This is a genomic window from Pseudomonas sp. FW300-N2F2, from assembly GCF_017351655.1.
Classification (GTDB): domain Bacteria; phylum Pseudomonadota; class Gammaproteobacteria; order Pseudomonadales; family Pseudomonadaceae; genus Aquipseudomonas; species Aquipseudomonas fluorescens_AA.
Genome location: NZ_JACNDQ010000001.1, coordinates 447,854 through 472,667, shown reverse-complemented (window position 1 = coordinate 472,667; position 24,814 = coordinate 447,854). Strand labels below are relative to the sequence as shown.

Genomic DNA, 24,814 nt, shown 5'->3' with positions numbered 1-24,814 from the left:
CGCCTGCAACCTTTGTAGGACGTGCTTAATGCTCAAGGCGCTGCGTTTTTCCGGCTGGCCGCTGTTGGCCGGCGTGCTTGTCGCTCTACTGATTATCCAGCGCTACCCGGAATGGGTCGGCCTGCCGAGCCTCGACGTCAACCTGCAGCAAGCGCCGCAAACCAAGGCGGTGCAGCAGGGGCCGGTGTCCTATGCCGACGCCGTGACCACCGCCGCGCCGGCCGTGGTGAACCTGTACACCACCAAGGTCATCAACAAGCCCAGCCATCCGCTGTTCGAAGACCCGCAGTTCCGGCGCTTCTTCGGCGACAACTCGCCCAAGCAGAAACGCATGGAGTCGAGCCTGGGCTCGGGCGTGATCATGAGCCCGGAAGGCTACATCCTGACCAACAACCACGTCACCGCCGGTGCCGACCAGATCGTGGTGGCCCTCAAGGACGGCCGTGAAACCCTGGCTCGGGTGATCGGCAGCGACCCGGAAACCGACCTCGCGGTGCTGAAGATCGACCTCAAGAACCTGCCGGCCATCACCATCGGTCGCTCCGACAGCATCCGCATCGGTGACGTAGCCCTGGCCATCGGCAACCCGTTCGGCGTCGGCCAGACCGTGACCATGGGCATCATCAGCGCCACCGGGCGCAATCAGTTGGGCCTGAACAACTACGAGGATTTCATCCAGACCGACGCCGCGATCAACCCCGGCAACTCCGGCGGCGCGCTGGTGGATGCCAACGGCAACCTCACCGGGATCAACACGGCGATCTTTTCCAAGTCCGGCGGCAGCCAGGGCATCGGTTTCGCCATTCCGGTGAAGCTGGCGATGGAGGTGATGAAGTCGATCATCGAACACGGCCAGGTGATCCGTGGCTGGCTGGGCATTGAAGTCCAGCCGCTGACCCAGGAGCTGGCGGAATCCTTCGGCTTGTCCGGACGGCCCGGCATCGTGGTGGCGGGAATTTTCCGCGACGGTCCGGCGCAGAAGGCCGGCCTGCAACTGGGCGATGTGATCCTGAGCATCGATGGCGAAGCGGCCGGCGATGGCCGCCGCTCAATGAACCAGGTGGCGCGGATCAAGCCCACCGACAAGGTGACGATCCAGGTCATGCGCAACGGCAAGGAGCTCAAGCTCACCGCTGAAATCGGCCTGCGCCCACCGCCAGCGCCGATGGTGCTCAAGGAAGAACAGTAACCCCCTCAAAGCCCCCTGGCGAGGGAGCAAGCTCCCTCGCCACAAAACCCGTGTCCGGTTCCGTTTTCTCTGAAAAACACAGATAGCATAAATTCTCATTAGTAGTGTTATATTGTTTCAATACTGAAAATTGGAACAATATAACATGCCACCCCTAAAACGGATTTCAGCTGTCAGCCTCGCCCTGGGCCTGCTCGGCGATCCGGCCTACGCCGAAGAAATCCAACCCCTGGAGCTGGACGCCATCACCGTGACGTCCGACTACGAATCCCCCACCGGCCCTGTCACGGGCTATCGCGCCACCCGCTCGGCCAGCGCCACCAAAACCGACACCGCCCTGCGCGACATCCCGCAATCGATCAGTGTGATTCCCGCCAGCGTGCTCAAGGACCTGGGCAGCACCAGCGTCGAGCGGGCCTTGGAATATGCCGGCGGTGTGTCGAAGCAGAACAACTTCGGCGGCCTGACGCTCTACGAATACAGCGTGCGCGGCTTCACGACGTCGGAGTTCTACAAGGACGGCTTCAGCGCCAACCGCGGTTATCCGAGCACACCGGACGCCGCAAACATCGAACGCATCGAAGTGCTCAAGGGCCCGGCTGCCAGCCTGTATGGCCGTGGCGATCCCGGCGGTACGGTGAACATCGTCACCAAGAAACCGCAACCGGAAGCCTTCACCACCCTGCAGACCAGCGCCGGCAGTTGGGACCGCTATCGCACCGCACTGGATGTCAACACACCACTGGACGCCGAGGGCCAGTTGCTGTCGCGGGTCAACCTGGCGGTAGAGGACAACCACAGCTTTCGCGATCACGTCGACAGCAAGCGCGTTTTCGTCGCGCCTTCCATCAGTTGGCAGTTGAACCCCGACACGCGGTTGCTGGTGGAAAGCGAAATCGTGCGCCACAGCTCGACATTCGACCGTGGCATCGTCGCCCCGAACAATCGGTGGAGCGGCGTTTCCCGTTCGACCTTTTTGGGCGAACCCAACGATGGCGACATCGACAATCACAACAACATGCTCCAGGCCGCCCTCGAACATCAGCTCAACGACACCTGGCAATTGCGCCTGGCCAGCCACTACAAACAAGGTGAACTCTGGGGCTTCGCCTCTGAAGCGCGCCCGCTGAACGCCGACGGCCATACGGTGAACCGCCGCTATCGCGAGCGCGACAACAATTGGCACGACAGCATCACCCAACTGGAATTGCGCGGCCTGTTCGACCTCGGCCCTTGGCAGCACGAACTGCTGGTCGGCAGCGAATACGAGGACTACCGCAAGAACGAGCGCGTGACCACCATCGGTGGCAGCACCTACCCCATCGACCTCTATCAACCGATCTACGGCCAGCCGAAACCCAATGGTGCCCGGACCGGCACAGACTTCTTCGAACACGTGCAAAGCCGCGCACTGAACCTGCAGGACCAGATCATCTTCACTGACAAGCTGCGGGGCATGCTCGGCGTGCGGTATGAGCATTTCGAGCAGAGCATCGACGACCACACCCGCAGTAAAACCAGCCGCCAGCGCCACGACACCCTGACGCAGCGGGCCGGCCTGCTGTATCAACTGACACCCGAAGTCGGGCTGTTCGCCAACGCCTCCACCTCGTTCAAGCCCAACAACGGCCTGGATGCCAGTGGCAAGACTTTCGATCCCGAGGAAGGGGTGGGCTATGAAGTGGGGATCAAGAGCGAGTGGTTCGACGATCGCCTGAGCACCACCCTGGCGGCATTCCATATAGAGAAGGAAAACGTCCTGAGCCCGGTCGCCGGGACCGACTTCAGCCGCGCCATCGGCAAGGCCCACAGCCAGGGCATCGACCTGCAAGTGACTGGGCAGGTGACCGACGCCGTGCGCGTGATCGGCGCCTATGCCTACATCGATGCCGAAGTGACCCAGGGTGACCGGGAAAATCCCACCGGCAGCCGGATCCTCGGCGTCGCCAAACACAGCGGCAGCGTGCTGGGGGTCTACGAACTCCAGGACGGGCACCTGCGCGGTTCGGATGTCGGCGCGGCGCTCACTTACGTCGGCGATCGCTCGGGCGAAGCCGGCAAGGACTTCGAACTGCCGGCCTACCACACCGTGGACCTGCTGGCCCATTACAAGGCCAGCGACGACGTCACCGTGGGCCTGAACCTGAACAACGTCTTCGACGAAAAATACTACGAGCGCGCCTACAGCAACTACTGGGTCACCCCCGGCGAACCGCGCAACTTCACCGTCAGTCTTACCCTCGCTCTGTAAAAGGAAAAACGCCATGAAACACCCCAAGACCTTCGCCCTGCTCGGCCTGCTCCTGGCCACACAGGCCTCGGCCCATGGCTTGTGGACCGAACAGCGTCGCGGCAACATCGAAGTGATCTACGGCCACGGCGCCGAAGACAATGCCTTCAAGGCGCAGAAAATCAGCGGTGCCTGGGCCTATGACCTGGGCGGCAAGATGATTCCGGTCACCGTAGAGCGCCTGCCGGACCACGCCCGCCTGCAACCGCTCAAGCCGCCGGCCGTGCTGGCGGTGGCGCTGGACAATGGCATGTGGTCCCAGACGGCGGACAAGAAGTGGATCAACGAAGGCCGCAGCAAAGTGCCCGGGGCGATCGAGTCGACCCAGACGTTCAAGTACAGCCTGGCGATCTATGAGCCGGGAGCGAAACTGCCGGCGCTTGCACCGATCAAGTTCGTGATCCTGCCGGAAGTCGACCCGCTGACCGTAGGACCGGGCCAGTCATTGCCGGTACGGGTGCTGCTGGATGGCAAACCGGCGGCCGGTGTGAAACTGGTGGGCGACTACCGCAGCGCGCCGAACACCGTCTCGACCGAAACCGACGCAGAAGGCCGGGCCAAGGTGCTGGTACGCAACGAAGGCCTGAATGTGATCGCGGCGCAGATGGAAATTGCGCTCAAGGACAACAAGGACGTGGCCAGCCGCGGCGTGTTCACCTCGCTGACCTTCCTGGGCGAACCGCATCACGACTAGGTTGATTGACACGACGCCATCGCGAGCAAGCTCGCTCCCACGGGAGATAGGCGGTGAACACATTTTTTGTGAACGCCCCAGTAACCCACTGTGGGAGCGAGCTTGCTCGCGATGAGGCCGGCACAATCACCGCAAAGCTCAAGCCGGAGTCAAGCACTCCGGCCCATTGAGCTTCGGATCATTGACCATATTGGCCAATACCCGCTCGCGCAGTGGCGCCGGCTCGCTTGCCAGCAACCCTTGCAAGGCATGCAGCGGCGTCTGCGGGTCGAGCCACAGGCGCTGGCCTTCTTCGTCCAGGATCAACGGCCGGCGCTGGCCCGCCGCCGGCTGGGTGATGACCGCCGTGCTCAGCCATACCTGCTCCTGCACCGGATACGCTTCCCAGATCGCGGCAAAAAACAGCGACGAACCCTCCCCCGGCGTCAGCCAGTACGGACGCTTGCGCGTGCCGCCGCGCCACTCATAAAAGCCGTTGGCCGGCAGCAGGCAGCGGCGCAGGCGCAAGGCCTCACGAAACATCGGCTGCTCGGCCACGGTTTCGGCCCGGGCATGGGCCGGGGTGCGGGACAGGTCGGTCAGCCACGGCGGCGTCAGGCCCCAACGCGCCCGAGCCAGCTCGCGCTGGCCCTCGGCGCCGGCCCGCAGCATCAGCACCGAATCGTTGGGCGAAATATTCCACTGGGCCTTCTGATCAGCGGGAAAACCGGGCAGGGCCGCAAAGGTGGGGTTCCAGCGAAACAGGGCATAACGTCCACACATGGGGCAACACGACTCTTGATCGAACGAACGACCGCCAGCCTAACAGACCAGCGTGCCGGGGTAGCTGTCCGGTTCATCGCCGGGCAGCGGCAGCGCGACATTGTACGCGGCGATCAACTCACGGGCGTATTGCGCCTGCTCGTCCTCCACCGCCAGCCCCAGCAGGCCCTGCATGGGCAACTCCCCCGCGCCGCCGAGCAAATCACGCCCCACCAGATGCGCCGTGATGCCTTCGCTCGCAAGCATCCCTTGCAACAACTCGCCTTCCATCAGGTTTTCCAGTTCGTAGATTCGCTGCATGGGCGCCCCATCATTCGTTTTCGCTGAAGACCTCGAGATGCCATTCCTCGCCATGGACCTGCAGCACAAAGGTGATCGGTCGACAGCACACCTGACAGTCCTCGATGTAGGTCTGGTCGCCGCCGGACAAGTCCACGGTTGTCTCCACATCCTCCCCACAATAGGGACAATCATAATGAGCCTGCTCCAGCATCGCGGTCTCCCAAGTGACTTGTGCGTATAATTGCCGGTCTATTTGCAGGGCTATTTTCGTCTGGCTTATCTTCCAGGCCGTGCCCCGTCGTTTTTTCGATCGAACCTTTACTTACCCTAGCCGTTTCCAACAAGAGAGCATGATGGGCGAATTCGATGCCATCCGACCTTACGACGACAGCGAAGTCCCAGCGGTGCTGGCACGGCTGCTCGGCGACAAGGCGTTTCTAGATATCCTCACCCACTTCCGCTTCCCACGCCTGGCCGGCGCCTTCGGCTGGATGCTCAAACCCCTTATAGCGCAAAGATTGCGCCGTGAGTTCGCCGGTGTGACGTCGGTCGCCACTTTGCAGGACAAGGTGGAGTTCTATGTCGACCACACCATCGAGCGCGCCACCGATGGCGTGACCTACACCGGCGTGGAGCAATTCAAGTCCGGCAGTGCGTACCTGTTCATCGCCAACCACCGCGATATCGTGATGGACCCGGCCTTCGTCAACTACGCCGTGTACCACGCCGGCCTGCCGACGCCGCGCATCGCCATTGGCGACAATCTGCTGCAAAAGCCTTTTGTCAGCGACCTGATGCGCCTGAACAAGAGCTTCATCGTGCACCGCTCCATCACCGGACGGCGGGAAAAAATGGCGGCGTACCAGTTGCTGTCGGCGTACATCAACCATTCGATCCGCAACGACTGCGCCTCGATCTGGATCGCCCAGGCCGAAGGGCGGGCCAAGGACGGCGACGACCGGACCGAATCGGCGATCCTCAAGATGTTCCACATGAGTCGCAAGGACGAGCCGTTCGGCGAGGTGATCCAGTCGCTGAACCTCACGCCGGTGTCGATCAGCTACGAATATGACCCGTGCGACCAGGCCAAGGCCCGCGAGCTGTTCATCCGCGCCACCACCGGCACCTACACCAAGGCACCGGGCGAGGACGACGTGAGCATCGCCAAGGGCATCACCGGCTACAAGGGCCGGGTCCACGTGAACTTCGCCGCGCCCATCACCGAGCTGTTCGAGGACACCAAGCAATTGGCCCTGGAAATGGACCGGCAGATTCTCGGCGGCTACCGCCTGTTCCCGGTGCATTACCTGGCTTACGCCCAATGGGCCGACGCCGACCCGCAGTTGCAGGTACCGACGGCCGCCGAGGTGTTTGGCGCCGATGAACTGGCCAAGGCCCAGGAAGAATGGCAGCGCCGGCTGGACGCTTGCCCGCCGGAACACCGGCCGTTCCTGGTGCTGCAATATGCGACGCCAGTGCGTAATCAGTATCGGGTCAAGGCGGGGTTGGCGCTTTAAGCGACAGGTCTGAGGACACAGGGTCTCTGTGGCGAGGGAGCTTGCTCCCGCTCGATTGCGCAGCAATCGCAAAACGGGCTTGCGGTTAGTCAGAGCCTTGGGGCTGACCGTTCAAGAGGGGGCTGCTTCGCAGCCCAGCGGGAGCAAGCTCCCTCGCCACAAAAGCACCTTTGCCTGGCGGCCCTCGCTTGCGCTGCAAGCGCCCTCGCCACGGCTACGCAGTCAGAACTGCGTACTGATCCACGACACCAGCAACGCCAGCGCCAGGCAGCCAAAGCCGAACCGATAGAAAAACCGGTTCATGCGCTGGGTGGCCAGGTCCAGCAGTGCTTCGAAGCGCTCCTCGCCATTGCCATTGCGTGCTTGCAGGCAGGCTCGCGCCCGTTGTTCACGGCGACGCGTCGCATGCAGCACCCAGCCGCCCGGGCAGGCAAACAGCAACGCGAGCAGGTTGATCAGTTTGGCGGGGTGGGCAGCGAACAACGAAAACAGATGCAGCGACATCACGAACCTCAAGCGAAAAACGGACAGGACAGACACGCCCGTGGCCTACGAACAGGGCGCGGATTCTACCGAAAGCCTGCCGTCCTGCACCGTTTTTTCCGACCAGTAACGACCGGCTGGGATAATGGCCTGGTAACTTCGTGGCGAGGGAGCTTGCTCCCTCGCCACAGGCTTCGCAATCAAGCCTTGGCTTAATTTCCCCCGTCACGGTTTCGTCATCTGAATAGGCCACTCTGTCGCCCTTCAAACCCGCACGGAACCCGTCATGCTGCACGCCGAAAACCAGGATCGCCTCTATCTCATCAGCCCAAGCGACGAACAACAGAACCTCGTCGACAGCCTGTCCTTCAATGTGCAGGACCGCCATTGGCTGGTGTACTGCGCCCTCGGCGGCCATCAACATGCCGACCTGCCTGAGACAGACCTGCTGACCGGGATCAGCGTGCTGGAATTCTATTCCCAGGCGGCCTGAAAAAACTGTGGGAGCGAGCTTGCTCGCGATAGCGGTGGATCAGCCGACATCAAGATGGCTGACACTCAGCTATCGCGAGCAAGCTCGCTCCCACGGGGTTGCAGACTTAATGCTTACTCAGCCAGCACCTGGCCAATGGTCGGGTCCTTGAACAGCCGGGTCAGGGCATCGCTCAACACGTCGCTGACCAGCTTGGTGTTGGTGTCCTGGTTAGGCGCCATGCCGAAGCGCTGGTCCAGGGACGCCCCGTAACGCCCGCTGTAGCGGCGGTTGGCGTTCTGCACGTCGGAGCGGAAGGTCGCGCCGATGGTGGCTTCGGTCACGTACATGCCTTCCTTGGGCGACTGATACTTGAGCTCAGCCAGGGTCACGGTCAACTGCGGTGCATTCAAGGCATTGGCGGTCGGCGTGAAGCCCAGCAAACGTACCGCGGCTTCAGCCTGGGCCTGCAGCTTGGGCAGGATCTGCGCACCCTGCACCGTGATCACGCTGGTTTCCGGGTACAGCCCGCCGCGGGTGCCGAGCGTCGGCGACGGACGACCGTCCACGACCCGCACCACCACCGGCTGGCCACGACCCACAGGCGCCAGTTGGGCATTGAGCTTGGGCTCCGGGTTAAGTTGTTGCGGGCTGTGGGCGCAGCCGACGAGGGTCAGACTGGTCACAGCGATCAAACCGAACAACAGGCGTTGCAACATGCTCTTCTCTCCAGAATCGGGCACAAACAGGCCGGCAGTATAGCGGTGCGCCATCGCCGTGAACTAGCGTCGCACGATGAATACTGAAATGTCTGACACGGGCCGTGATTGCCGGTTCCTGTCACCCCATTGTCACGGTCCTTACACCGGCATGTCATGGCCCGCTGTCAGGCTTGCTCCAAGCTCCCTGACCCGGTATCCACTCATGCGCTTCCTCATTTCCCTGTTCACCCCGCGTCCCCATCACCGCAGCTTCGCCCTGCTCGATCGCAACGGCCGTTGCCAGGCCTTCAAGCAGTGCAGCCTGCAACCCATGGGCGAGGGCTGGGTGGAAATCGACGAAATCCGCCTCAACTGGTTGCACCAGCCATTGCCCGCCAGCGCCCGCGTGCAACCGCTTCGTGCCCGCGCACGCAACCGGCAACTGTTGACCATCTGACCGGACGGCTAATAAAAGTCATTAAACACGACCATTTCCCTGCGTTTCTTCGATACAATCTCCCCCCGATTATAAGGACGTCTCCTGATCGGGCCTCGCAACACCGCTGATGCGCTGGTATTGGCACCCCGCACCGCCCACAGAGAGCCGCCCACACAGATCGAGTGAAGCTGGCGCGCTTGCTGTTCTCCAGGCAAATCACCACTTTTCGCGAATCTGCAGAGCTGTCATTACGCTCGGTCACTGAGCTGTCTGCCTGTTTTGCCTGTCATGTACTCCATGGGGGCAACCAAACCGGGCACGGTGCCAGGCTGGGACAGCCCTTTTTTGAGGTTCACGTCTTCAAAAGAGCGTGAAAAAACGGGTTTTCACAACTTCACGAGAGTGTGGCGAGCAAATGAAGAGTTTTGCGTCTGAACAAGCACCATTAGCGTCTGAAACAGCCCAACGACACAGGACCGGATATCGCTCAAGAACCGGCGCCTGAAGCCTGTCCGCTACGGATTTGGTTGCACGAACGGATGTCTCGGCCATAAGTCGAATTGCCTGCCCGGCGCTTAAATGAGTTCATGTGACTCTTGAGGCCAGGCTGCATGCATCCGCAGTAGGTGCGAAAAATTGCGAAGATTCGGACATGGCGATCCTGGCCATGGATAACTGGGGCGCAACTGACCTGCCCCGCCACTCCTGGCCGCTATGCCGACAATTTGGTGCTGCAGATTTTGGAGACGCGTTAAATGGCGCATAACGAAGCAGTCGATGTAGTTCTGGTAGGGGCCGGCATCATGAGTGCCACCCTGGCCGTGCTGCTCAAGGAACTCGACCCCGCGATCTCGCTGGAAGTCGTCGAGCTGATGGACTCTGGTGCCGCGGAGAGTTCCAACCCGTGGAACAACGCCGGTACCGGCCACGCCGGGCTGTGTGAGCTCAACTACACACCCCAGGCGGCCGACGGCACCGTCGACATCAAGAAAGCCGTGCACATCAACACCCAGTTCGAAGTGTCGAAGCAGTTCTGGACGTACCTGACCCAGAAAGGCACGTTCGGCTCCTCCAAGTCCTTCATCGCCCCGGTGCCACACCTGAGTTTCGTACAGGGCGAGAAAGGCGTGGCGTTCCTGAAGAAGCGCTTCGAGCTGATGCGCCAGCATCACGCCTTCGCCGACATGGAATACACCGAAGACAAAGGCCAGATGGCCGAGTGGATGCCGTTGATGATGCCTGGCCGGCCGGACGATGAAGTCATCGCCGCCACCCGCGTCATGAACGGGACCGACGTCAACTTCGGCGCCCTGACCAATCAGTTGCTCAAGCACCTGACCAGCGCCCCGGACACCCAGGTCAAATACTGCAAGCGCGTCACCGGCCTCAAGCGCAACGGCAACGGCTGGACCGTGAGCATCAAGGACGTCAATTCCGGCAGCACCCGCGAAGTCGACGCCAAGTTCGTGTTCCTCGGTGCCGGCGGCGCGGCCTTGCCGCTGCTGCAAGCCTCGGGCATCGAGGAAAGCAAGGGCTTCGGTGGCTTCCCGGTCAGCGGCCAGTGGCTGCGTTGCGACAACCCGGAAGTGGTCAAGCACCATCAGGCCAAGGTCTACAGCCAGGCCGCCGTGGGCTCGCCGCCAATGTCGGTGCCGCACCTGGACACCCGCGTGGTCGACGGCAAGAAATCCCTGCTGTTCGGGCCATACGCCGGTTTCACCACCAAGTTCCTCAAGCACGGTTCGATCATGGACCTGCCGCTGTCGGTACGCGCCGGCAACATCGGCCCGATGCTGGCCGTGGCCCGGGACAACATGGACCTGACCAAGTACCTGATCAGCGAAGTGATGCAGTCCATGGAGCAGCGCCTGGAATCCCTGCGTCGCTTCTACCCCGAGGCGAAAGCCGAAGACTGGCGCCTGGAAGTGGCCGGCCAACGGGTGCAGATCATCAAGAAGGACCCGAAGAAAGGTGGCGTCCTGCAGTTCGGCACCGAACTGGTGGCGGCCAAGGACGGCAGCCTCGCCGCCCTGCTCGGCGCATCGCCGGGTGCTTCGGTGACCGTATCGATCATGCTGGAACTGATCGAGCGCTGCTTCCCGGACAAGGCCAAGGGCGAGTGGGCTGACAAGCTCGCAGAGATATTCCCGGCCCGGGAAAAAGTGTTGGAAACCGACGCGGCGCTGTATCGCAAGATCAACGCGCAGAACAACATTGCGTTGGAGTTGGTTGAAGACAGCAAGGCTCAAAGTTACGCCTGACACCTTGCCGCTAATATAAAAAAGCCTCCCGTGCAGACGGGAGGCTTTTTTATTTCCTCGGTGTTAGTTCATGCTGAATTTGACGCGTGTTCCACCGTGACTCACATAGTCGTCATCATCTTCAACATAAAACAATTCAGCGACACAGGAACCCGCCGGCTCCGCCTTGACCCAGCGATGATAAGGCATTGCCTCTTTATCATTGCCCGGTGCCCTTGCGACATGTCCAAAGCTGAAATGACAGGTTCGGCTGCCTTGCGTATAGCTGAAGGCCTCTCGCTCGGCGCGTGACTGGGGCAGGTAGTAGGTTAATTCCTGGCTCTCGCCCGGGTTTATCGAAAAGCTGTGGCCTGCATTGGCCGGATTCTGCGTCCAGGTAAAATTTCTGCCGGGAACGATGACGGCGGCGGTTGCGTTATAGACTTCGACATTGACAATTTCATCCCGTGCACAGGAAGCTGAACTTGCCAGACACGCCGCCAGGGACAATAACGCCCCGGCGACAAACTTCTTTTGATCTTCCATGATGAATACAGCTCCATTTAAACGATGACGTCAAAGCCACTTGGCTTCGGCGCAAAAGTAATGGAAATTCAAATAAAACAAAACAGCCCGAATGGTGACATAACCTTTCGGAGCAACTTGCAGAAGAAGAGATTAGTTGCGATCAGCCCGAACGATTCAACGCTCCGAAGAGCGTTGACAGGGGTTCAACTCAGCGGCGCGCCTTATTGATCAACTCGATGTATTCCTCGGCATTACGCTGGTCCTGGATCAGCGCAACGAAATCGTTGCCGTGCTCATCCTTGCCGTCGAGGTCATGGCCGGTCTCGACGAAGAACGTCAGGAAACGCTCGAAATCATCGACCCGCAGGCCACGGTAGGCCTTGATCAGTTTGTGCAACGACGGCGAAGTGGCATCGACCGGTTCGAAATTGAGGAACAGCTTGATCTGCTCGTCGCCAATCTCGTCGCCAATCACTTGTTTCTTGTCTTTACGCATTGCCGGCTCCAACTCGCACAATTCACGGGGGCGGGCAGTTTACCCCCGGCAGGCCTCGGGGCTCAACGCGGGCGTTCGATGCCGGTGTGCAGGTCGGCCCAGATATGGCCGTTGGCGTAGGTGAGGAACTGCACGTAGACCGTGTTGTTGCGCAACAGGTCGATGACCACCCGGTACTGGGCCTGTGGATAAGACAGTGTCAGGGTCTTGCTCGCCTCGTCGAAGGCCGGTTTCTTCAAGCTTTTGCTTTCGCCGTCGAAGTTGAGGATCACCTGGCTGATCGTCGCCCCCTTGTTCAAGGACTTGCCCTTGAGACGGACCAGCAAGGGCGAAGTGACCGGGATCGGTTGCTGGTTGGACTGGCGCTGGTTCCCCAGCACCACCGAATATTCGGTCACTTGCAGCAACTGCTGCTGTTCGGGCTGTTCCTGGCGCACCACCTGGTCATCCGGCGGCAGGAACTGGCTGTGCATCGGCGCGGCCACGGCCGTCAAAGGCAGGCTGGCGATCAACAGTGAAGTGGCGCAGCGGCGGATCGATACACGCATGACAACCTCCAGAATCTTGGCCGGGCACTCTAGCATGAGCACGGACAGTAAAAATAAGCGATCCGGATCAATACATCCGGACAGCGAGCGCGGCATACTCAAAGAGGCCATCAGCGTCGATCTCACTGGCGCCTGCCTTTGTGGCGAGGGAGCTTGCTCCCGCTGGGTGGCGCAGCCGCCCCAGAATATTGCGAGCGCTACGCACTCGAGCGGGAGCAAGTTCCCTCGCCACGGGGCCAGTGCCAGCCCCCCTTGCGAGGAGTATTCATGGCTTTCTCCGCCCCACCGTTATTCGCCGCCTGGCGCCAGACCTGGCGTGCCGGCTACACCCTGGAACGCCTGCGCGGCGATCTGGTGGCCGGGCTGACCGTCGGCATTATCGCCATCCCCCTGGCCATGGCCCTGGCGATTGCCGTCGGCGTGCCGCCGCAGAACGGCCTGTACACGGTGTTGGTGGCGGCCCCGCTGATCGCCCTCACCGGCGGCTCGCGCTTCAACGTGAGCGGGCCGACAGCGGCGTTCGTGGTGATCCTGCTGCCCATCACCCAACAATACGGCCTGGGCGGCCTGCTGCTGTGCACCATGCTCGCCGGCCTGATCCTGATCGCCCTGGGCCTGTTACGCGCCGGCCGCTTGATCCAGTACATTCCCTATCCGGTCATCCTCGGCTTCACCGCCGGCATCGGCGTGGTCATCGCCACGTTGCAACTGAAGGATCTGCTGGGGCTGACCACCGCAGGCCAAGCCAAACACTACATCGAACAGCTGGGCGAATTGATCGTGGCGCTGCCCGGTGCCCGTCTCGGCGATGGGGTCATCGGGGCCGTGTGCCTGGCGGTGCTGATTGCCTGGCCGCGCTGGGTGCCACGGGTGCCTGGGCATCTGGTGGCGCTGCTGGTGGGCACGTTGCTGGGGCTGGCGATGGAGCGCGGCGGATGGCCGATCGCGACGCTGGGCGAACGTTTCAGCTACGTCGTCGATGGCATCGCTCACCCGGGCATCCCGCCCTTCCTACCCAGCTTCGACTGGCCCTGGAACCTGCCGGACAGCCAGGGACATCCGTTGATCCTGTCCTATGACCTGATCCGCCAATTGCTGGCGCCCGCCTTTGCCATCGCCATGCTCGGTGCCATCGAATCACTGTTGTGCGCGGTGGTGGCGGACGGCATGACCGGCAGCAAGCACGATCCCAATGCCGAACTGATGGGCCAGGGCCTGGGCAACCTGGTGGCGCCGCTGTTCGGTGGCATCACCGCCACCGCCGCCATTGCCCGCAGCGCCACCAATGTGCGCAGTGGCGCCTTTTCACCGCTGGCCGCAATCATCCACAGCCTCGTGGTGCTGGTGGCGATTGTGCTGCTGGCGCCGCTGTTCAGTTACTTGCCCATGGCTGCACTGGCCGCACTGCTGGTGATGGTCGCCTGGAACATGAGCGAAGCCGGGCATGTGCTGCACACCCTGCGCATCGCCCCGCGCAGCGACGTGCTGGTGCTGCTGACCTGCCTGGGCCTGACGGTGCTGTTCGACATGGTCCTGGCCGTCGCCGTCGGCCTGCTGCTGGCCGCCGGGCTGTTCATCAAGCGCATGAGCGAATTGACCGACAGCACCGAGTTGCCGCGCCATTTTCACCAGGCCCTGCTGGACATGCCCGAGCACGTTCGCTGCTACGCCATTCGTGGACCGCTGTTCTTTGGCGCGGCGGAAAAAGCCCTGGATGTGCTGCGCCGGTTCGACCCGGGCGTTCGGGTGGTGGTCGTGGAAATGAGCGCCGTGCCCATGCTGGACATGACCGCGCTGGCTGCGTTTGAAAATATCCTGAAGGATTACCGCAAGCACGGCATCGGCCTGATCCTGGTGGCGACCGCGCCCAGGGTGCGCCTGAAACTGCGCCGCGCCGGCATTCATCGCGAACAGCGGCAATTGGCCTATGTGCAGACCCTGGAGCAGGCGCGGGTCAAGAGTGAGCAATGGTTGGCCGGCGGCAACACCGCTCATCCAAGACTTGCTTGAACTGTGGCGAGGGAGCTTGCTCCCGCTGGGCTGCGCAGCAGCCCCAATTGCAGGTGGGTGCTACGCACCCAAGCGGGAGCAAGCTCCCTCGCCACAAAATCTCCGCTGCCCTGCCTGACTCGGTGCTCAGTCAAACTGAGCACGCATCCAGGCCTGGTACTCGGCCACGCCTGGCTCGCCTTCGCGGGGCGCCCAGTGGGCCAGTTCGCCCTCGCCCACGGGCCGGTAGGGACCGGCCTTGCATTCGAACATCAGGCTGTCGGCTTCCAGCACCACCAACCCGTGATACACGCCAGAGGGCAGGTCGACGCCGAGGCAATCGCCACCGGCCTGCAGGATCCGCTTGTCCACCACCGCACCGGCCTCGTCGAAAATCAACACCCCCAGCCGCCCCTTGAGCACCAGCAAGGTTTCCGCCTTATCGGCGCTCAGGTGGCGGTGCGGCGGGATGTAGGTGCAAGGCTGCAAGCCAACCGCCATGCGGTGGCACGGTTCATCCATCTCATGGAAGTTATGGTGCTGGCGTCCGCGAGGACTGGCCGCGGCTTTCTCGGCCAATTCATCGAACAACGCGTGTTCCAGGAAACTTGGCCGAGTCATCGATTACATCCCCTTGACGGCGAAAATGCCATTGGCGTTGCGCCAGTAACCTTTGTAGTCCATGCCGTAGCCGAAGATGTAGCGGTCGATACACGGCAGGCCGACGAAATCGGCTTTCAAGTCAGGCCGCGCCTTGCGGTCGTGGTCCTTGTCGATCAGCACGGCGGTGTGCACGGCGCGGGCGCCGGCGTGTTTGCAGAAGTCGATGATCGCGCCCAGGGTGTGACCTTCGTCGAGGATGTCGTCGATGATCAGCACGTCGCGGTCGATGAACGAGACTTCCGGCTTGGCTTTCCAGAACAGGTCGCCACCGCTGGTTTCGTTGCGATAACGCGTCGCGTGCAGGTAGGACGCTTCCAGGGGGAAGTTCAGATAGGTCAACAGCTTGCCGGAGAAAATCAGCCCGCCGTTCATGACGCAGAACACCACCGGATTGGCATCGGCCAGTTGCTCGTTGATTTGCGCACCGACACGGGCGATGGCCGCTTCGACTTCGGCTTCGGTGTACAGGCAGTCAGCCTCTCGCATGATTTGACGGATATGCTCGAGATCAGCGGACATGGCGCTCTCCAGGGGGGGCAGGGTTCGGAAAAGCCGGCAAAGGTACGCATCCCGCCCGGCCAGATCAAGCGTTTGTGGACTAACGTTCTGTATTGTCTATAGGACAACACCCTCGGATAGATTAATCTAGGCCGGTTTTTTTGCCCGCCGCCGGAGCCTTCCCCATGCCCATCCTCGAGATCCGCCATCCGCTGATCAGACACAAACTCGGCCTGATGCGCCGCGCCGATATCAGCACGAAGAACTTCCGTGAACTGGCCCAGGAAGTCGGTGCCCTGCTCACCTATGAAGCCACCAAGGACCTGCCGCTGGAGTCCTACGAAATCGATGGCTGGGCCGGTACGGTCCAGGTGGAGAAAATCGCCGGCAAGAAAATCACCGTGGTGCCGATCCTGCGCGCCGGCATCGGCATGCTCGAAGGCGTACTGAGCCTGATCCCGGGGGCCAAGGTCAGCGCCGTGGGCGTGGCTCGCAACGAGCAGACCCTGCAAGCCCACACCTACCTGGAAAAACTAGTGCCGGAAATCGACGAGCGCCTGGCGATGATCATCGACCCGATGCTCGCCACCGGCAGCTCCATGGTCGCCACCATCGACCTGTTGAAAAAGGCTGGTTGCCGGGAGATCCGCGCCATGGTGCTGGTCGCCGCTCCCGAAGGCATCAAGGCCGTGCAGGACGCCCACCCGGACGTGACCATCTACACCGCGTCCATCGACCAGAAACTCAACGAGCAGGGCTACATCATCCCGGGCCTGGGCGATGCCGGCGACAAGATCTTCGGCACCAAGCAGAAGGACGCTTGAGCATGCAGGATGAGTTCAACGATCCGCTCTGGCGCCAGGTCCTGTCCGGCGCGCAGATGCTGTTCGTCGCCTTCGGCGCGCTGGTATTGATGCCGCTGATTACCGGGCTGGACCCTAACGTGGCGCTGTTCACCGCCGGCCTCGGAACGATCCTGTTCCAACTCGTCACCGGGCGCCAGGTACCGGTGTTCCTGGCCTCGAGCTTTGCCTTCATCACCCCGATCATCCTCGCCAAGGGCCAGTTCGGCCTGGCCGCGACCATGGGTGGGGTGATGGCGGCGGGTTTCGTCTACACCTTCCTGGGCCTGGCGGTGAAGATCAAGGGCACCGGGTTCATCGACCGCCTGCTGCCGCCAGTGGTCATCGGTCCGGTAATCATTTCCATCGGCCTGGCCATGGCGCCGATTGCCGCCAACATGGCAATGGGCAAGGCCGGCGACGGCACCGAGCTGATCCATTATCAGACCGCGATGATGATCTCGATGCCGGCCCTGCTCACCACCCTGATCGTGGCGGTGTTCGGCAAAGGCATTTTCCGCCTGGTGCCGATCATTTCCGGTGTGCTGGTGGGCTTTGCCATGGCGTTTTTCTTCGGGGTCGTGGACACCGCGAAAATCGCCGCCGCACCCTGGTTCGCCCTGCCAGCCTTCACCGCGCCGGAGTTCAATTGGCAGGCGATCCTGTTCATCGTGCCGGTCGCCCTGGCGCCGGCCATCGAGCACATCGGCGGCGTGATTGCCGTGGGCAGCGTGACCGGTCGCGACTACCTGAAGAAACCCGGCCTGCACCGCACCCTGCTCGGTGACGGCATTGCCACCACCGCCGCCGGCCTGTTCGGTGGCCCGCCCAACACCACCTACGCCGAAGTGACCGGCGCGGTGATGCTGACCAAGAACTACAACCCGAAGATCATGACCTGGGCGGCGATCTTTGCCATCAGCCTGGCGTTCATCGGCAAGTTCGGCGCGCTGCTGCAAAGCATCCCGGTGCCGGTGATGGGCGGGATCCTGTGCCTGTTGTTCGGTTCGATTGCGGCGGTGGGCATGAACACGCTGATCCGCCACAAGATCGACCTGGGTGAGGCGCGCAACCTGGTGATCGTTTCGGTGACGCTGGTGTTCGGCATCGGCGGCGTGCTGGTAGGCACCGGCACCGGCCCGGACGACTTCGGCCTCAAAGGCATCGCGTTGTGCGCGGTGGTGGCGATCGCGCTGAACCTGCTGCTGCCGGGCAATGACGGCTGGAAGCAGAAGAAGGCGGATGAGCCGCTGATCTGACTCAAGCTTGAAGGCTTTGTTGTCGGCCTGACAGCCATCGCGAGCAAGCTCGCTCCCACAGTGGATCTCGAGTGGTCACAACATTTGTGTACACCGCAGATCCCATGTGGGAGCGAGCTTGCTCGCGATGAGGCCCTTGAACCTCACAACGCGATCGGAGCCCGTTCGCAGAGAGTACTCAACGCCTGCGCCCACTGCGGCTCATCATTGAGGCAAGGCACCAGCACCAACTCCTCCCCCCCTGCCGCGCGGAACTGTTCACGGCCGCGATCGCCGATTTCCTCCAGGGTTTCAATGCAGTCGGCCACGAACGCCGGGCACATCACCAGCACTTTCTTCACGCCGCTTTTGGCCAGTTCCTCCAGGCGCGCCTCGGTGTAGGGTTCGATCCACTTGGCACGCCCCAAGCGCGACTGGAACGACACCGACCATTTGCCATCCGCCAGCCCCATGCGTTGGGCAAACAGTTCGGCAGTGCGGATGCATTGCGCGCGGTAACAGGTCGCCATGACCTCCGGTGGCGCGTTCTTGCAGCAGTCGGCATCCTTGAAGCAATGAAATCCCGTCGGGTCGAGCTTGGTCAGGTGCCGTTCCGGCAAGCCGTGGAAACTCAACAACAGATGATCGTGTTCCTGCATCAGGTACGGCTTGGCGCTGGTCACCAGGGCGTCGAGGTATTCGGGCTGATCGTAGAACGGTTGGAGGATCGAAAACTGCACATTGAGTTTCTTTTCCCGCACGACCCGCTTGGCCTCCTCGATCACCGTGGTCACGGTGCTGTCGGCGAACTGCGGATACAACGGCGCCAACGTGATCTTCTTGTGACCCTGACTCGCCAGCCGCACCAACGCCGACTCAATGGACGGCTCGCCATAACGCATCGCCAGCTCCACCGGGCCCTGGGTCCACTGCGCGATCATGGCCTGTTGCAGCCGACGACTGAGCACCACCAACGGCGACCCCTCTTCCCACCAGATCGAGGCGTAGGCGTGGGCCGACTGCTCGGGACGCCGAATCAGGATAAGCGACACCAGCAAACGCCGCACCGGCCATGGCAGGTCGATGACATACGGGTCCATCAGGAATTGATTGAGGTAGCGGCGCACATCGGCCACCGAGGTGGAGGCAGGCGAACCCAGATTCACCAGAAGCAACGCGTGATCGGTCATGCAACGTCCTATTTCAAAGGCGGCTGGACAAGTCTTCCAGGGCCGCAGGCAAATCAGTGAATCGGAATGTGAAACCCGCCGCCTGCAATCGGGCCGGCGTGGCGCGCTGGCCGCCGAGCAACAGCAAGGACAATTCCCCCAGCGTGACCTTCAGCGCAAGCTCCGGCATTGGCACCACGGCCGGCCGATGCAATACACGCCCCAGGGCCTTGGCAAAATCGCGGTTGCGCACCGGGTTCGGCGCGCACGCATTATAAGGACCGCTGGCATCGGTGCGGTGCAGAAGAAAATCAATCAGGGCGATTTGATCGTCGATGTGAACCCACGGCATCCACTGCCGACCATTGCCGATACGCCCGCCCAGCGCCAGCTTGAATGGCAACAGCAGCCGCGACAAAAAGCCGCCCTCGGCGGACAGGACCAGACCAGTACGCACCAACACCACGCGCAGGCCCAAGGCCTCGGCCCGTTGCGCGGTTTCTTCCCAGGCGATGCACAACTGGCTGGCGAAATCTTCGCTCACCGGTCCCGATTCCTCGGTCAATTCACGCTCGCCACCGTCGCCGTACCAGCCCACCGCGGAACCGGAAATCAGCACCTGCGGCTTCTGCTCGCAACGCTCCAGCCACGCCAGCAAAACTTCCGTCAACGTGATACGACTGCTCCACAACAACATCTTGCGTTTATGGCTCCAGGGACGGTCGGCGATGGGGGCGCCGGCGAGGTTGACCACCGCGTCCACCGGCTCGTGGATTTCGTCGAGCTTGGCCACGCCCCGCACCGGTGTCCCGCAGATTTTCGCCACCTCTTCGGGTCGGCGACTCCATACCGTCAGGCGATGCCCCTGCTGCAACCAGAGGCGGCAGAGCTGACGTCCGATCAAACCAGTACCGCCGGTCAGCAATATGTGCATGAGATGTTCCTCGAATCGCGTTTTACCCGGCCCATTAGTCTATTTTTATAAGCAGGGATTTTTCGTATCGGACAGGGTCTGTGTTTAACAATAGGACAACCTGTCCAAACGCGAACGGTAAAACTTATACCAAAAACCCGAATTGTACAGGTTTAAACGACGGCGTAGTCTGTACAGAAAGGTAAACGAGGCCCTCATGACTGTACCTATCGCGATCATCGGCACCGGCATCGCCGGACTTTCAGCCGCCCAGGCCCTGACGGAGGCCGGGCATATCGTTCAACTCTTCGATAAAAGCCACGGCAGTGGCGGACGCATGTCGAGCAAGCGCAGCGACGCTGGCGCACTGGACATGGGCGCGCAGTACTTCACTGCCCGCGATCGCCGCTTCGTCACAGAGGTCCAGCGCTGGCAAGCCAACGGCTGGGCCGCGGAATGGAACCCGCAGCTCTACAACTTCCAGAATGGGCAACTGAGCCCATCGCCGGACGAACAGACTCGCTGGGTCGGCACCCCGCGCATGAGCGCCATCACCCGCGCCTTGCTAGACAAGCTGCAGGTGCAGTTTTCCTGCCGGATCACCGAGGTGTACCGCGGCCAGGAGCATTGGCATTTGCAGGACGCGGAAGGTTTCACCCACGGCCCCTTCGGCCACGTGGTGATCGCCACGCCCGCGCCCCAGGCCACCGCATTGCTGGCGGCCGTACCGAAGCTGGCCGCCGTGGCCGCCGGGGTGAAGATGGACCCGACCTGGGCTGTGGCCCTGGCCTTCGAAGCACCGTTGGATACGCCCATGGAAGGCTGCTTCGTACAGGACAGCCCCCTGGACTGGCTGGCGCGCAACCGCAGCAAACCGGGACGCGACAGCAAGCTCGACACCTGGGTCCTGCACGCCACCAGCGACTGGAGCCGGCAGCACATCGACCTGTCCAAGGAAGCGGTGATCGAACACCTGCACGGTGCGTTCGCCGAACTGCTGCACAGCGCGATGCCCGCACCGAGCTTCAGCGTGGCCCATCGTTGGCTCTATGCCCGCCCCGCCGGCAGCCATGAGTGGGGCGCCCTGGCCGATGCCGACCTGGGGCTGTACGTGTGTGGTGACTGGTGCCTGTCCGGTCGGGTCGAAGGCGCATGGCTCAGCGGCCAGGAGGCTGCACGCCGCCTGCACGCAAGCCTGCAGTAGATCGCGTCACCCATCGCTCTTCGCTGCTGTCGAAAGAGACAGCAGCCTGCCCGCGGCACCCACTGACGTCGCCCAGCCCCTCGATGAATCCGGTTGACTTGTGTGCATTCGGACCTATGATGAAAATATTGTACATAAATATAATCTTGTACAAGATTAACCCATCAGAGGTCGCCCATGCCCAGCGCAGCCATCGCCAAACCCAGAATCGCCATCAGCGCCTGCCTGATGGGTGCCGAAGTTCGCTTCAACGGCGGGCACAAGCAATCGTCGTTGTGCAGCCGCACCCTCATCGATTACTTCGATTTCGTGCCGGTGTGCCCCGAAGTCGCCATCGGCCTGGGCATTCCCCGGGAGCCGATTCGCCTGGTGGGCAATCCTGAACACCCCGAGGCGCTCGGTACGGTGAATCGCGACCTCAACGTGACCCGGCCATTGGCCGACTATGGGCAGCAGATGGCCGGGGAACTGGATGACCTCTGCGGCTACATCTTCATGCAGAAATCGCCATCCTGCGGACTGGAGCGGGTCAAGGTCTATGACCACAACGGTGCCCCCCAGGAGGGCGGTGGGCGCGGTATCTATGCCCAGGCCTTTTGCGAACGCCATCCCGATCTGCCCGTGGAGGAAGACGGTCGCCTCAACGACCCGGTGCTTCGGGAGAACTTCCTGACCCGAGTGTTTGCCTATGCCGCCTGGCAACCCTTGCGTCGCCAGGGCCTGACCCGGCGCGACCTGATCGAATTCCACTCGCGCTACAAATACCTGCTCATGGCTCACAATCCCGAGCAGTACAAGACCCTGGGCAAATTGCTGGGCGACATGGGCAAGGCCGATCCCAATGAACTGGGTCCACGCTATTTCAGTGCATTGATGGCCGCCTTGAAGAAATGCGCCACCCGCCGCACCCACACCAATGTGCTGCAACACCTGAGCGGTTACCTCAAGCGCGCCATCGACGCCGACGACAAGCAGGAGGTACAGCACCTCATCGGGCAGTACCGCCTCGGCATCGTGCCCCTGGTGGTGCCGCTGACGTTGCTCAAGCATCACCTGCGCCAGCACCCCGACTCTTACCTGGCGCAGCAGGTCTACCTGCAACCACACCCGGAAAACCTCAGTTTGCGAAACGCCATTTGATGAACAACGACCCCGATTCCAGCGCCCGCGAAGACCTGGGGGCCGACTTTGCCAAGGCCTTGGCGCAAGGCTGGCTGCCCATACGCGAAGTCGCCCGGCAGACCGGTGTCAACGCCGTCACGTTGCGGGCCTGGGAGCGCCGGTACGGCCTGATCGTGCCGCACCGCACGCCCAAGGGTCATCGACTGTTCAATGCCGACCACGTGCAACGGATCCGCAGCATCCTCACCTGGATCGATCGTGGCGTCGCGGTGAGCAAGATCAAGCCGCTGCTGGACACACCGCCGCTGTCTACAGCACCCACGCCGCCACCGGAGAACGATTGGCAGCGTCAGCGCAACGCCCTGGCGCTGGCGGTGACGCAACTGGCCGAGCGTCAGATCGATGACCTGATCAACCAAGCGATGGCGCTGTATCCGCCCTGGACCGTGTGCGAGCAATTGCTCTTGCCATTGCTGGCCGAGCTGCACGTGCGCTGGCAAGGCCAGTTCGGCGCGCAGTTGGAACGGGTCTTCCTGTACTCGTGGCTGCGCAGCAAGTTTGGCAGCCGGATCTACCACAACAACCGTCAGTTGCGCGGTGCGCCACTGTTGCTGGTCAATCATTCGGACTTGCCCCAGGAACCGCACCTGTGGCTGACCGCCTGGCTGGCCAGCAGCGCCGATTGCCCGGTGGAGGTGCTCGACAGCCCGCTACCGGCGGGCGAACTGGCCCTGGCGGTCGAACGCCTCAAGGCTCGCGGCGTCCTATTGTATTCCAGTCACGCCATCAATCTGTCCCAACTGCCCAGGCTGCTGGGTGGAGTCGACTGCCCGATCATCATTGCCGGCCCGGCCGCGTCGATCCACCACGCCCGGTTATCCACAGGCGTTTCGATGACTCACCTGTCCTGGGCCGAAGACCCGCTATCGGCTCACCGCGAACTGAGCCGCAGAGAACTCCTTTAGATGGAAAACAGCCTGCAACTGATCTGGCTGCGCAGCGACTTGCGCCTGCACGACAACACCGCCCTCGCGGCGGCCGCAGCCCAAGGGCCCTGCGTGGCGGTGTACCTGACCAGCCCCGAACAATGGCGTGCCCATGACGACGCCGCGTGCAAGATCGATTTCTGGCTGCGCAACCTCGGCGTATTGAGCGTGGCCCTGGATGAATTGAACATCCCGCTCTTGATTCGCGAGGCAACGCATTGGCACCAGGCGCCGCACGTGCTGCTCAAGCTATGTCGCGAACTGAACGTTGGCGCCGTGCATGTCAACGAAGAGTACGGCCTGAATGAAACACAGCGCGACACCGAAGTCGCCCGTGCGTTGAATGATCAGGGCATCGAGCTTCACCGTCACCTCGATCAACTGTTGTTCAGGCCTGGCAGCGTACTGACCAAGACCGGCAATTATTTCCAGGTGTTCAGTCAGTTCCGCAAGGTCTGCTACAACCGTCTGCATTTTTCGCTGCCGAGCCTGGTCGCCACACCGCTCCAGCAGGCCCGCACCGGCATTGCCCGCGATCCGGTGCCGACGCAGGTCGATGGATTCGCCCCGCCCAGCGAAACACTGCGCGCCTTCTGGCCCGCCGGTGAAACCGAAGCCCGACGGCGCCTGGACAGTTTTGTCGACCAGCACCTCGACGATTACCAGCACGAACGGGACTTCCCGGCCCGGCCCGGCACCAGTCAGCTCTCGGCCTATCTGGTAGCCGGGGTGGTGTCGCCACGTCAGTGCCTGCATGCCGCGCTGCAAGCCAACCAGGGTGAGTTCGAGAGTGGAAGTGCCGGCGCCGTGACCTGGATTAATGAATTGCTCTGGCGCGAGTTCTACAAGCACATTCTCGTGGGCTACCCACGTGTGTCGCGCCACCGCGCGTTCCGCCCGGAAACCGAGGCGCTGGCGTGGCGCAAGGCCCCCGGCGAACTGGAGGCCTGGAAACAGGCACGCACCGGCCTGCCGATTATCGATGCGGCCATGCGCCAATTGCTGGAAACCGGCTGGATGCACAACCGCTTGCGGATGGTGGTCGCCATGTTCCTGACCAAGAACCTGCTGATCGATTGGCGTGAAGGCGAGCGTTTTTTCATGCAGCACCTGATCGACGGCGACCTGGCTGCCAATAATGGCGGCTGGCAGTGGAGCGCCTCCACCGGCACCGACTCGGCACCTTGGTTCCGCATCTTCAACCCTTTGAGCCAGTCGGAAAAATTTGACCGCGAGGGCCTGTTCATCAAGTACTGGTTGCCTGAACTGAACGACCTGGACAGGCAACAGGTCCATAGCCCAAATACCCAGGGCGGCTTGTTTGGCGCAGTGGATTATCCGGCACCGATCGTCGATTTGCGCGAGTCCAGGGCCCGTGCGCTGGCAGCATTCAGAAACCTGCCGACGCGACAGGACGCAGCCGCTGAAGGGGTGGGCGATTAGCGAACATGAAATTGCCGGGGCGCGGGATGCAATATTTACCCGATAACATATAGTCGTACTAATCGTGCGAACTCTACTGAAAGTCGTGTATCAGCGTCAGGCAATC

26 protein-coding genes are annotated in these 24,814 nt (G+C 62.0%); 14 read left to right on the top strand and 12 right to left on the bottom strand.

The genetic code is table 11. The features are described from left to right. The first annotated feature begins 28 nt into the window (after nt 1–28). From algW to J4E63_RS02210, 3 genes are all read left to right on the top strand, one after another. Complete coding sequence (algW, locus tag J4E63_RS02220) at nt 29–1,189, top strand: Do family serine endopeptidase AlgW (protein ID WP_207280948.1); 1,161 nt, start codon at nt 29–31, stop codon at nt 1,187–1,189. Between the two features lie 145 nt (nt 1,190–1,334). Beyond that, entirely contained in the window at nt 1,335–3,440 is a 2,106-nt protein-coding gene (locus J4E63_RS02215) for a TonB-dependent siderophore receptor (RefSeq protein ID WP_207280946.1), read from the top strand. Nucleotides 3,441–3,453: 13 nt separating this feature from the next. Then, nucleotides 3,454–4,173: a DUF4198 domain-containing protein gene (locus tag J4E63_RS02210; RefSeq protein WP_192262128.1), complete on the top strand. Its 720-nt coding sequence runs from the start codon at nt 3,454–3,456 to the stop codon at nt 4,171–4,173. 138 nt (nt 4,174–4,311) lie between these two features. Here J4E63_RS02210 and J4E63_RS02205 read toward each other — a convergent pair whose 3' ends face one another. The 3 genes from J4E63_RS02205 to J4E63_RS02195 are packed head-to-tail and all read right to left on the bottom strand — an operon-like array spanning nt 4,312 to nt 5,428. Next, complete coding sequence (locus J4E63_RS02205) at nt 4,312–4,935, bottom strand: SOS response-associated peptidase (RefSeq protein WP_192262127.1); 624 nt, start codon at nt 4,933–4,935, stop codon at nt 4,312–4,314. 39 nt (nt 4,936–4,974) lie between these two features. Next, entirely contained in the window at nt 4,975–5,235 is a 261-nt protein-coding gene (locus J4E63_RS02200) for a putative signal transducing protein (protein ID WP_024619861.1), read from the bottom strand. Between the two features lie 10 nt (nt 5,236–5,245). Continuing rightward, complete coding sequence (locus J4E63_RS02195; RefSeq protein WP_060740674.1) at nt 5,246–5,428, bottom strand: CPXCG motif-containing cysteine-rich protein; 183 nt, start codon at nt 5,426–5,428, stop codon at nt 5,246–5,248. A gap of 139 nt (nt 5,429–5,567) precedes the next feature. Here J4E63_RS02195 and J4E63_RS02190 point away from each other — a divergent pair, with 139 nt between their 5' ends. Further along, on the top strand, nt 5,568–6,734 hold the full coding sequence (locus J4E63_RS02190; protein WP_207280943.1) for a 1-acyl-sn-glycerol-3-phosphate acyltransferase: 1,167 nt from the start codon (nt 5,568–5,570) through the stop codon (nt 6,732–6,734). A 222-nt stretch (nt 6,735–6,956) separates the two neighbouring features. Here J4E63_RS02190 and J4E63_RS02185 read toward each other — a convergent pair whose 3' ends face one another. Continuing rightward, the gene (locus J4E63_RS02185; protein ID WP_060740672.1) at nt 6,957–7,238 is read right to left on the bottom strand and encodes a hypothetical protein; all 282 of its coding nucleotides are present in this window, start codon (nt 7,236–7,238) and stop codon (nt 6,957–6,959) included. 265 nt (nt 7,239–7,503) lie between these two features. On the opposite strand from J4E63_RS02185, the gene J4E63_RS02180 reads away from it, so the two are divergent. After that, the gene (locus J4E63_RS02180) at nt 7,504–7,710 is read left to right on the top strand and encodes a hypothetical protein (RefSeq protein WP_003185312.1); all 207 of its coding nucleotides are present in this window, start codon (nt 7,504–7,506) and stop codon (nt 7,708–7,710) included. A gap of 113 nt (nt 7,711–7,823) precedes the next feature. On the opposite strand, the gene J4E63_RS02175 is transcribed toward J4E63_RS02180, so the two are convergent. Beyond that, on the bottom strand, nt 7,824–8,408 hold the full coding sequence (locus J4E63_RS02175; protein ID WP_003205489.1) for a YajG family lipoprotein: 585 nt from the start codon (nt 8,406–8,408) through the stop codon (nt 7,824–7,826). Between the two features lie 205 nt (nt 8,409–8,613). On the opposite strand from J4E63_RS02175, the gene J4E63_RS02170 reads away from it, so the two are divergent. Together J4E63_RS02170 and mqo are read left to right on the top strand one after the other, a co-directional pair. Further along, entirely contained in the window at nt 8,614–8,847 is a 234-nt protein-coding gene (locus J4E63_RS02170) for a hypothetical protein (RefSeq protein ID WP_014340171.1), read from the top strand. Nucleotides 8,848–9,584: 737 nt separating this feature from the next. Continuing rightward, entirely contained in the window at nt 9,585–11,090 is a 1,506-nt protein-coding gene (gene mqo, locus J4E63_RS02165) for a malate dehydrogenase (quinone) (RefSeq protein ID WP_207280941.1), read from the top strand. A 63-nt stretch (nt 11,091–11,153) separates the two neighbouring features. Here the strand turns inward: mqo and J4E63_RS02160 are convergent, their stop codons facing one another. From J4E63_RS02160 to J4E63_RS02150, 3 genes are all read right to left on the bottom strand, one after another. Further along, nucleotides 11,154–11,615, bottom strand: a complete 462-nt coding sequence (locus J4E63_RS02160) for a hypothetical protein (RefSeq protein WP_207280938.1) — start codon at nt 11,613–11,615, stop codon at nt 11,154–11,156. 190 nt (nt 11,616–11,805) lie between these two features. Next, a complete protein-coding gene (locus tag J4E63_RS02155) occupies nt 11,806–12,093 on the bottom strand; it encodes a PA4642 family protein (RefSeq protein ID WP_207280937.1) in 288 nt (95 codons plus the stop codon). Nucleotides 12,094–12,155: 62 nt separating this feature from the next. Beyond that, nucleotides 12,156–12,641, bottom strand: a complete 486-nt coding sequence (locus J4E63_RS02150) for a hypothetical protein (RefSeq protein WP_207280935.1) — start codon at nt 12,639–12,641, stop codon at nt 12,156–12,158. A 267-nt stretch (nt 12,642–12,908) separates the two neighbouring features. Here J4E63_RS02150 and dauA point away from each other — a divergent pair, with 267 nt between their 5' ends. Then, nucleotides 12,909–14,651 carry a C4-dicarboxylic acid transporter DauA gene (dauA, locus tag J4E63_RS02145; RefSeq protein ID WP_207280933.1) on the top strand — a complete coding sequence of 581 codons (1,743 nt, stop codon included), beginning with the start codon at nt 12,909–12,911 and terminating at the stop codon, nt 14,649–14,651. A 126-nt stretch (nt 14,652–14,777) separates the two neighbouring features. Here dauA and J4E63_RS02140 read toward each other — a convergent pair whose 3' ends face one another. Beyond that, a complete protein-coding gene (locus tag J4E63_RS02140; RefSeq protein ID WP_207280932.1) occupies nt 14,778–15,251 on the bottom strand; it encodes a WbuC family cupin fold metalloprotein in 474 nt (157 codons plus the stop codon). A gap of 3 nt (nt 15,252–15,254) precedes the next feature. After that, nucleotides 15,255–15,812: a hypoxanthine-guanine phosphoribosyltransferase gene (locus J4E63_RS02135; protein WP_053125250.1), complete on the bottom strand. Its 558-nt coding sequence runs from the start codon at nt 15,810–15,812 to the stop codon at nt 15,255–15,257. A gap of 164 nt (nt 15,813–15,976) precedes the next feature. Here J4E63_RS02135 and upp point away from each other — a divergent pair, with 164 nt between their 5' ends. Both upp and J4E63_RS02125 read left to right on the top strand, forming a co-directional pair. Next, complete coding sequence (gene upp / locus J4E63_RS02130) at nt 15,977–16,615, top strand: uracil phosphoribosyltransferase (protein WP_192262121.1); 639 nt, start codon at nt 15,977–15,979, stop codon at nt 16,613–16,615. Nucleotides 16,616–16,617: 2 nt separating this feature from the next. Further along, nucleotides 16,618–17,892, top strand: a complete 1,275-nt coding sequence (locus J4E63_RS02125; RefSeq protein WP_207280930.1) for a uracil-xanthine permease family protein — start codon at nt 16,618–16,620, stop codon at nt 17,890–17,892. A 143-nt stretch (nt 17,893–18,035) separates the two neighbouring features. Here the strand turns inward: J4E63_RS02125 and hemH are convergent, their stop codons facing one another. Continuing rightward, nucleotides 18,036–19,061 carry a ferrochelatase gene (gene hemH / locus J4E63_RS02120; RefSeq protein WP_192262119.1) on the bottom strand — a complete coding sequence of 342 codons (1,026 nt, stop codon included), beginning with the start codon at nt 19,059–19,061 and terminating at the stop codon, nt 18,036–18,038. Nucleotides 19,062–19,074: 13 nt separating this feature from the next. Continuing rightward, nucleotides 19,075–19,974, bottom strand: a complete 900-nt coding sequence (locus J4E63_RS02115; protein WP_192262118.1) for a TIGR01777 family oxidoreductase — start codon at nt 19,972–19,974, stop codon at nt 19,075–19,077. A 196-nt stretch (nt 19,975–20,170) separates the two neighbouring features. Here J4E63_RS02115 and J4E63_RS02110 point away from each other — a divergent pair, with 196 nt between their 5' ends. The 4 genes from J4E63_RS02110 (at nt 20,171) to phrB (ending at nt 24,708) form a co-directional block, all read left to right on the top strand. Further along, nucleotides 20,171–21,157 (top strand): NAD(P)/FAD-dependent oxidoreductase, encoded by a 987-nt coding sequence (locus J4E63_RS02110; RefSeq protein WP_060740661.1) that lies wholly within the window; start codon nt 20,171–20,173, stop codon nt 21,155–21,157. Between the two features lie 177 nt (nt 21,158–21,334). After that, on the top strand, nt 21,335–22,297 hold the full coding sequence (locus J4E63_RS02105; protein ID WP_207280929.1) for a DUF523 and DUF1722 domain-containing protein: 963 nt from the start codon (nt 21,335–21,337) through the stop codon (nt 22,295–22,297). Beyond that, on the top strand, nt 22,297–23,244 hold the full coding sequence (locus J4E63_RS02100) for a MerR family transcriptional regulator (protein WP_207280928.1): 948 nt from the start codon (nt 22,297–22,299) through the stop codon (nt 23,242–23,244). The genes J4E63_RS02105 and J4E63_RS02100 overlap by 1 nt, the downstream gene beginning before the upstream one ends. A 12-nt stretch (nt 23,245–23,256) precedes the next feature. Continuing rightward, nucleotides 23,257–24,708 carry a deoxyribodipyrimidine photo-lyase gene (gene phrB / locus J4E63_RS02095; protein WP_207282438.1) on the top strand — a complete coding sequence of 484 codons (1,452 nt, stop codon included), beginning with the start codon at nt 23,257–23,259 and terminating at the stop codon, nt 24,706–24,708. Nucleotides 24,709–24,814: the final 106 nt, after the last annotated feature.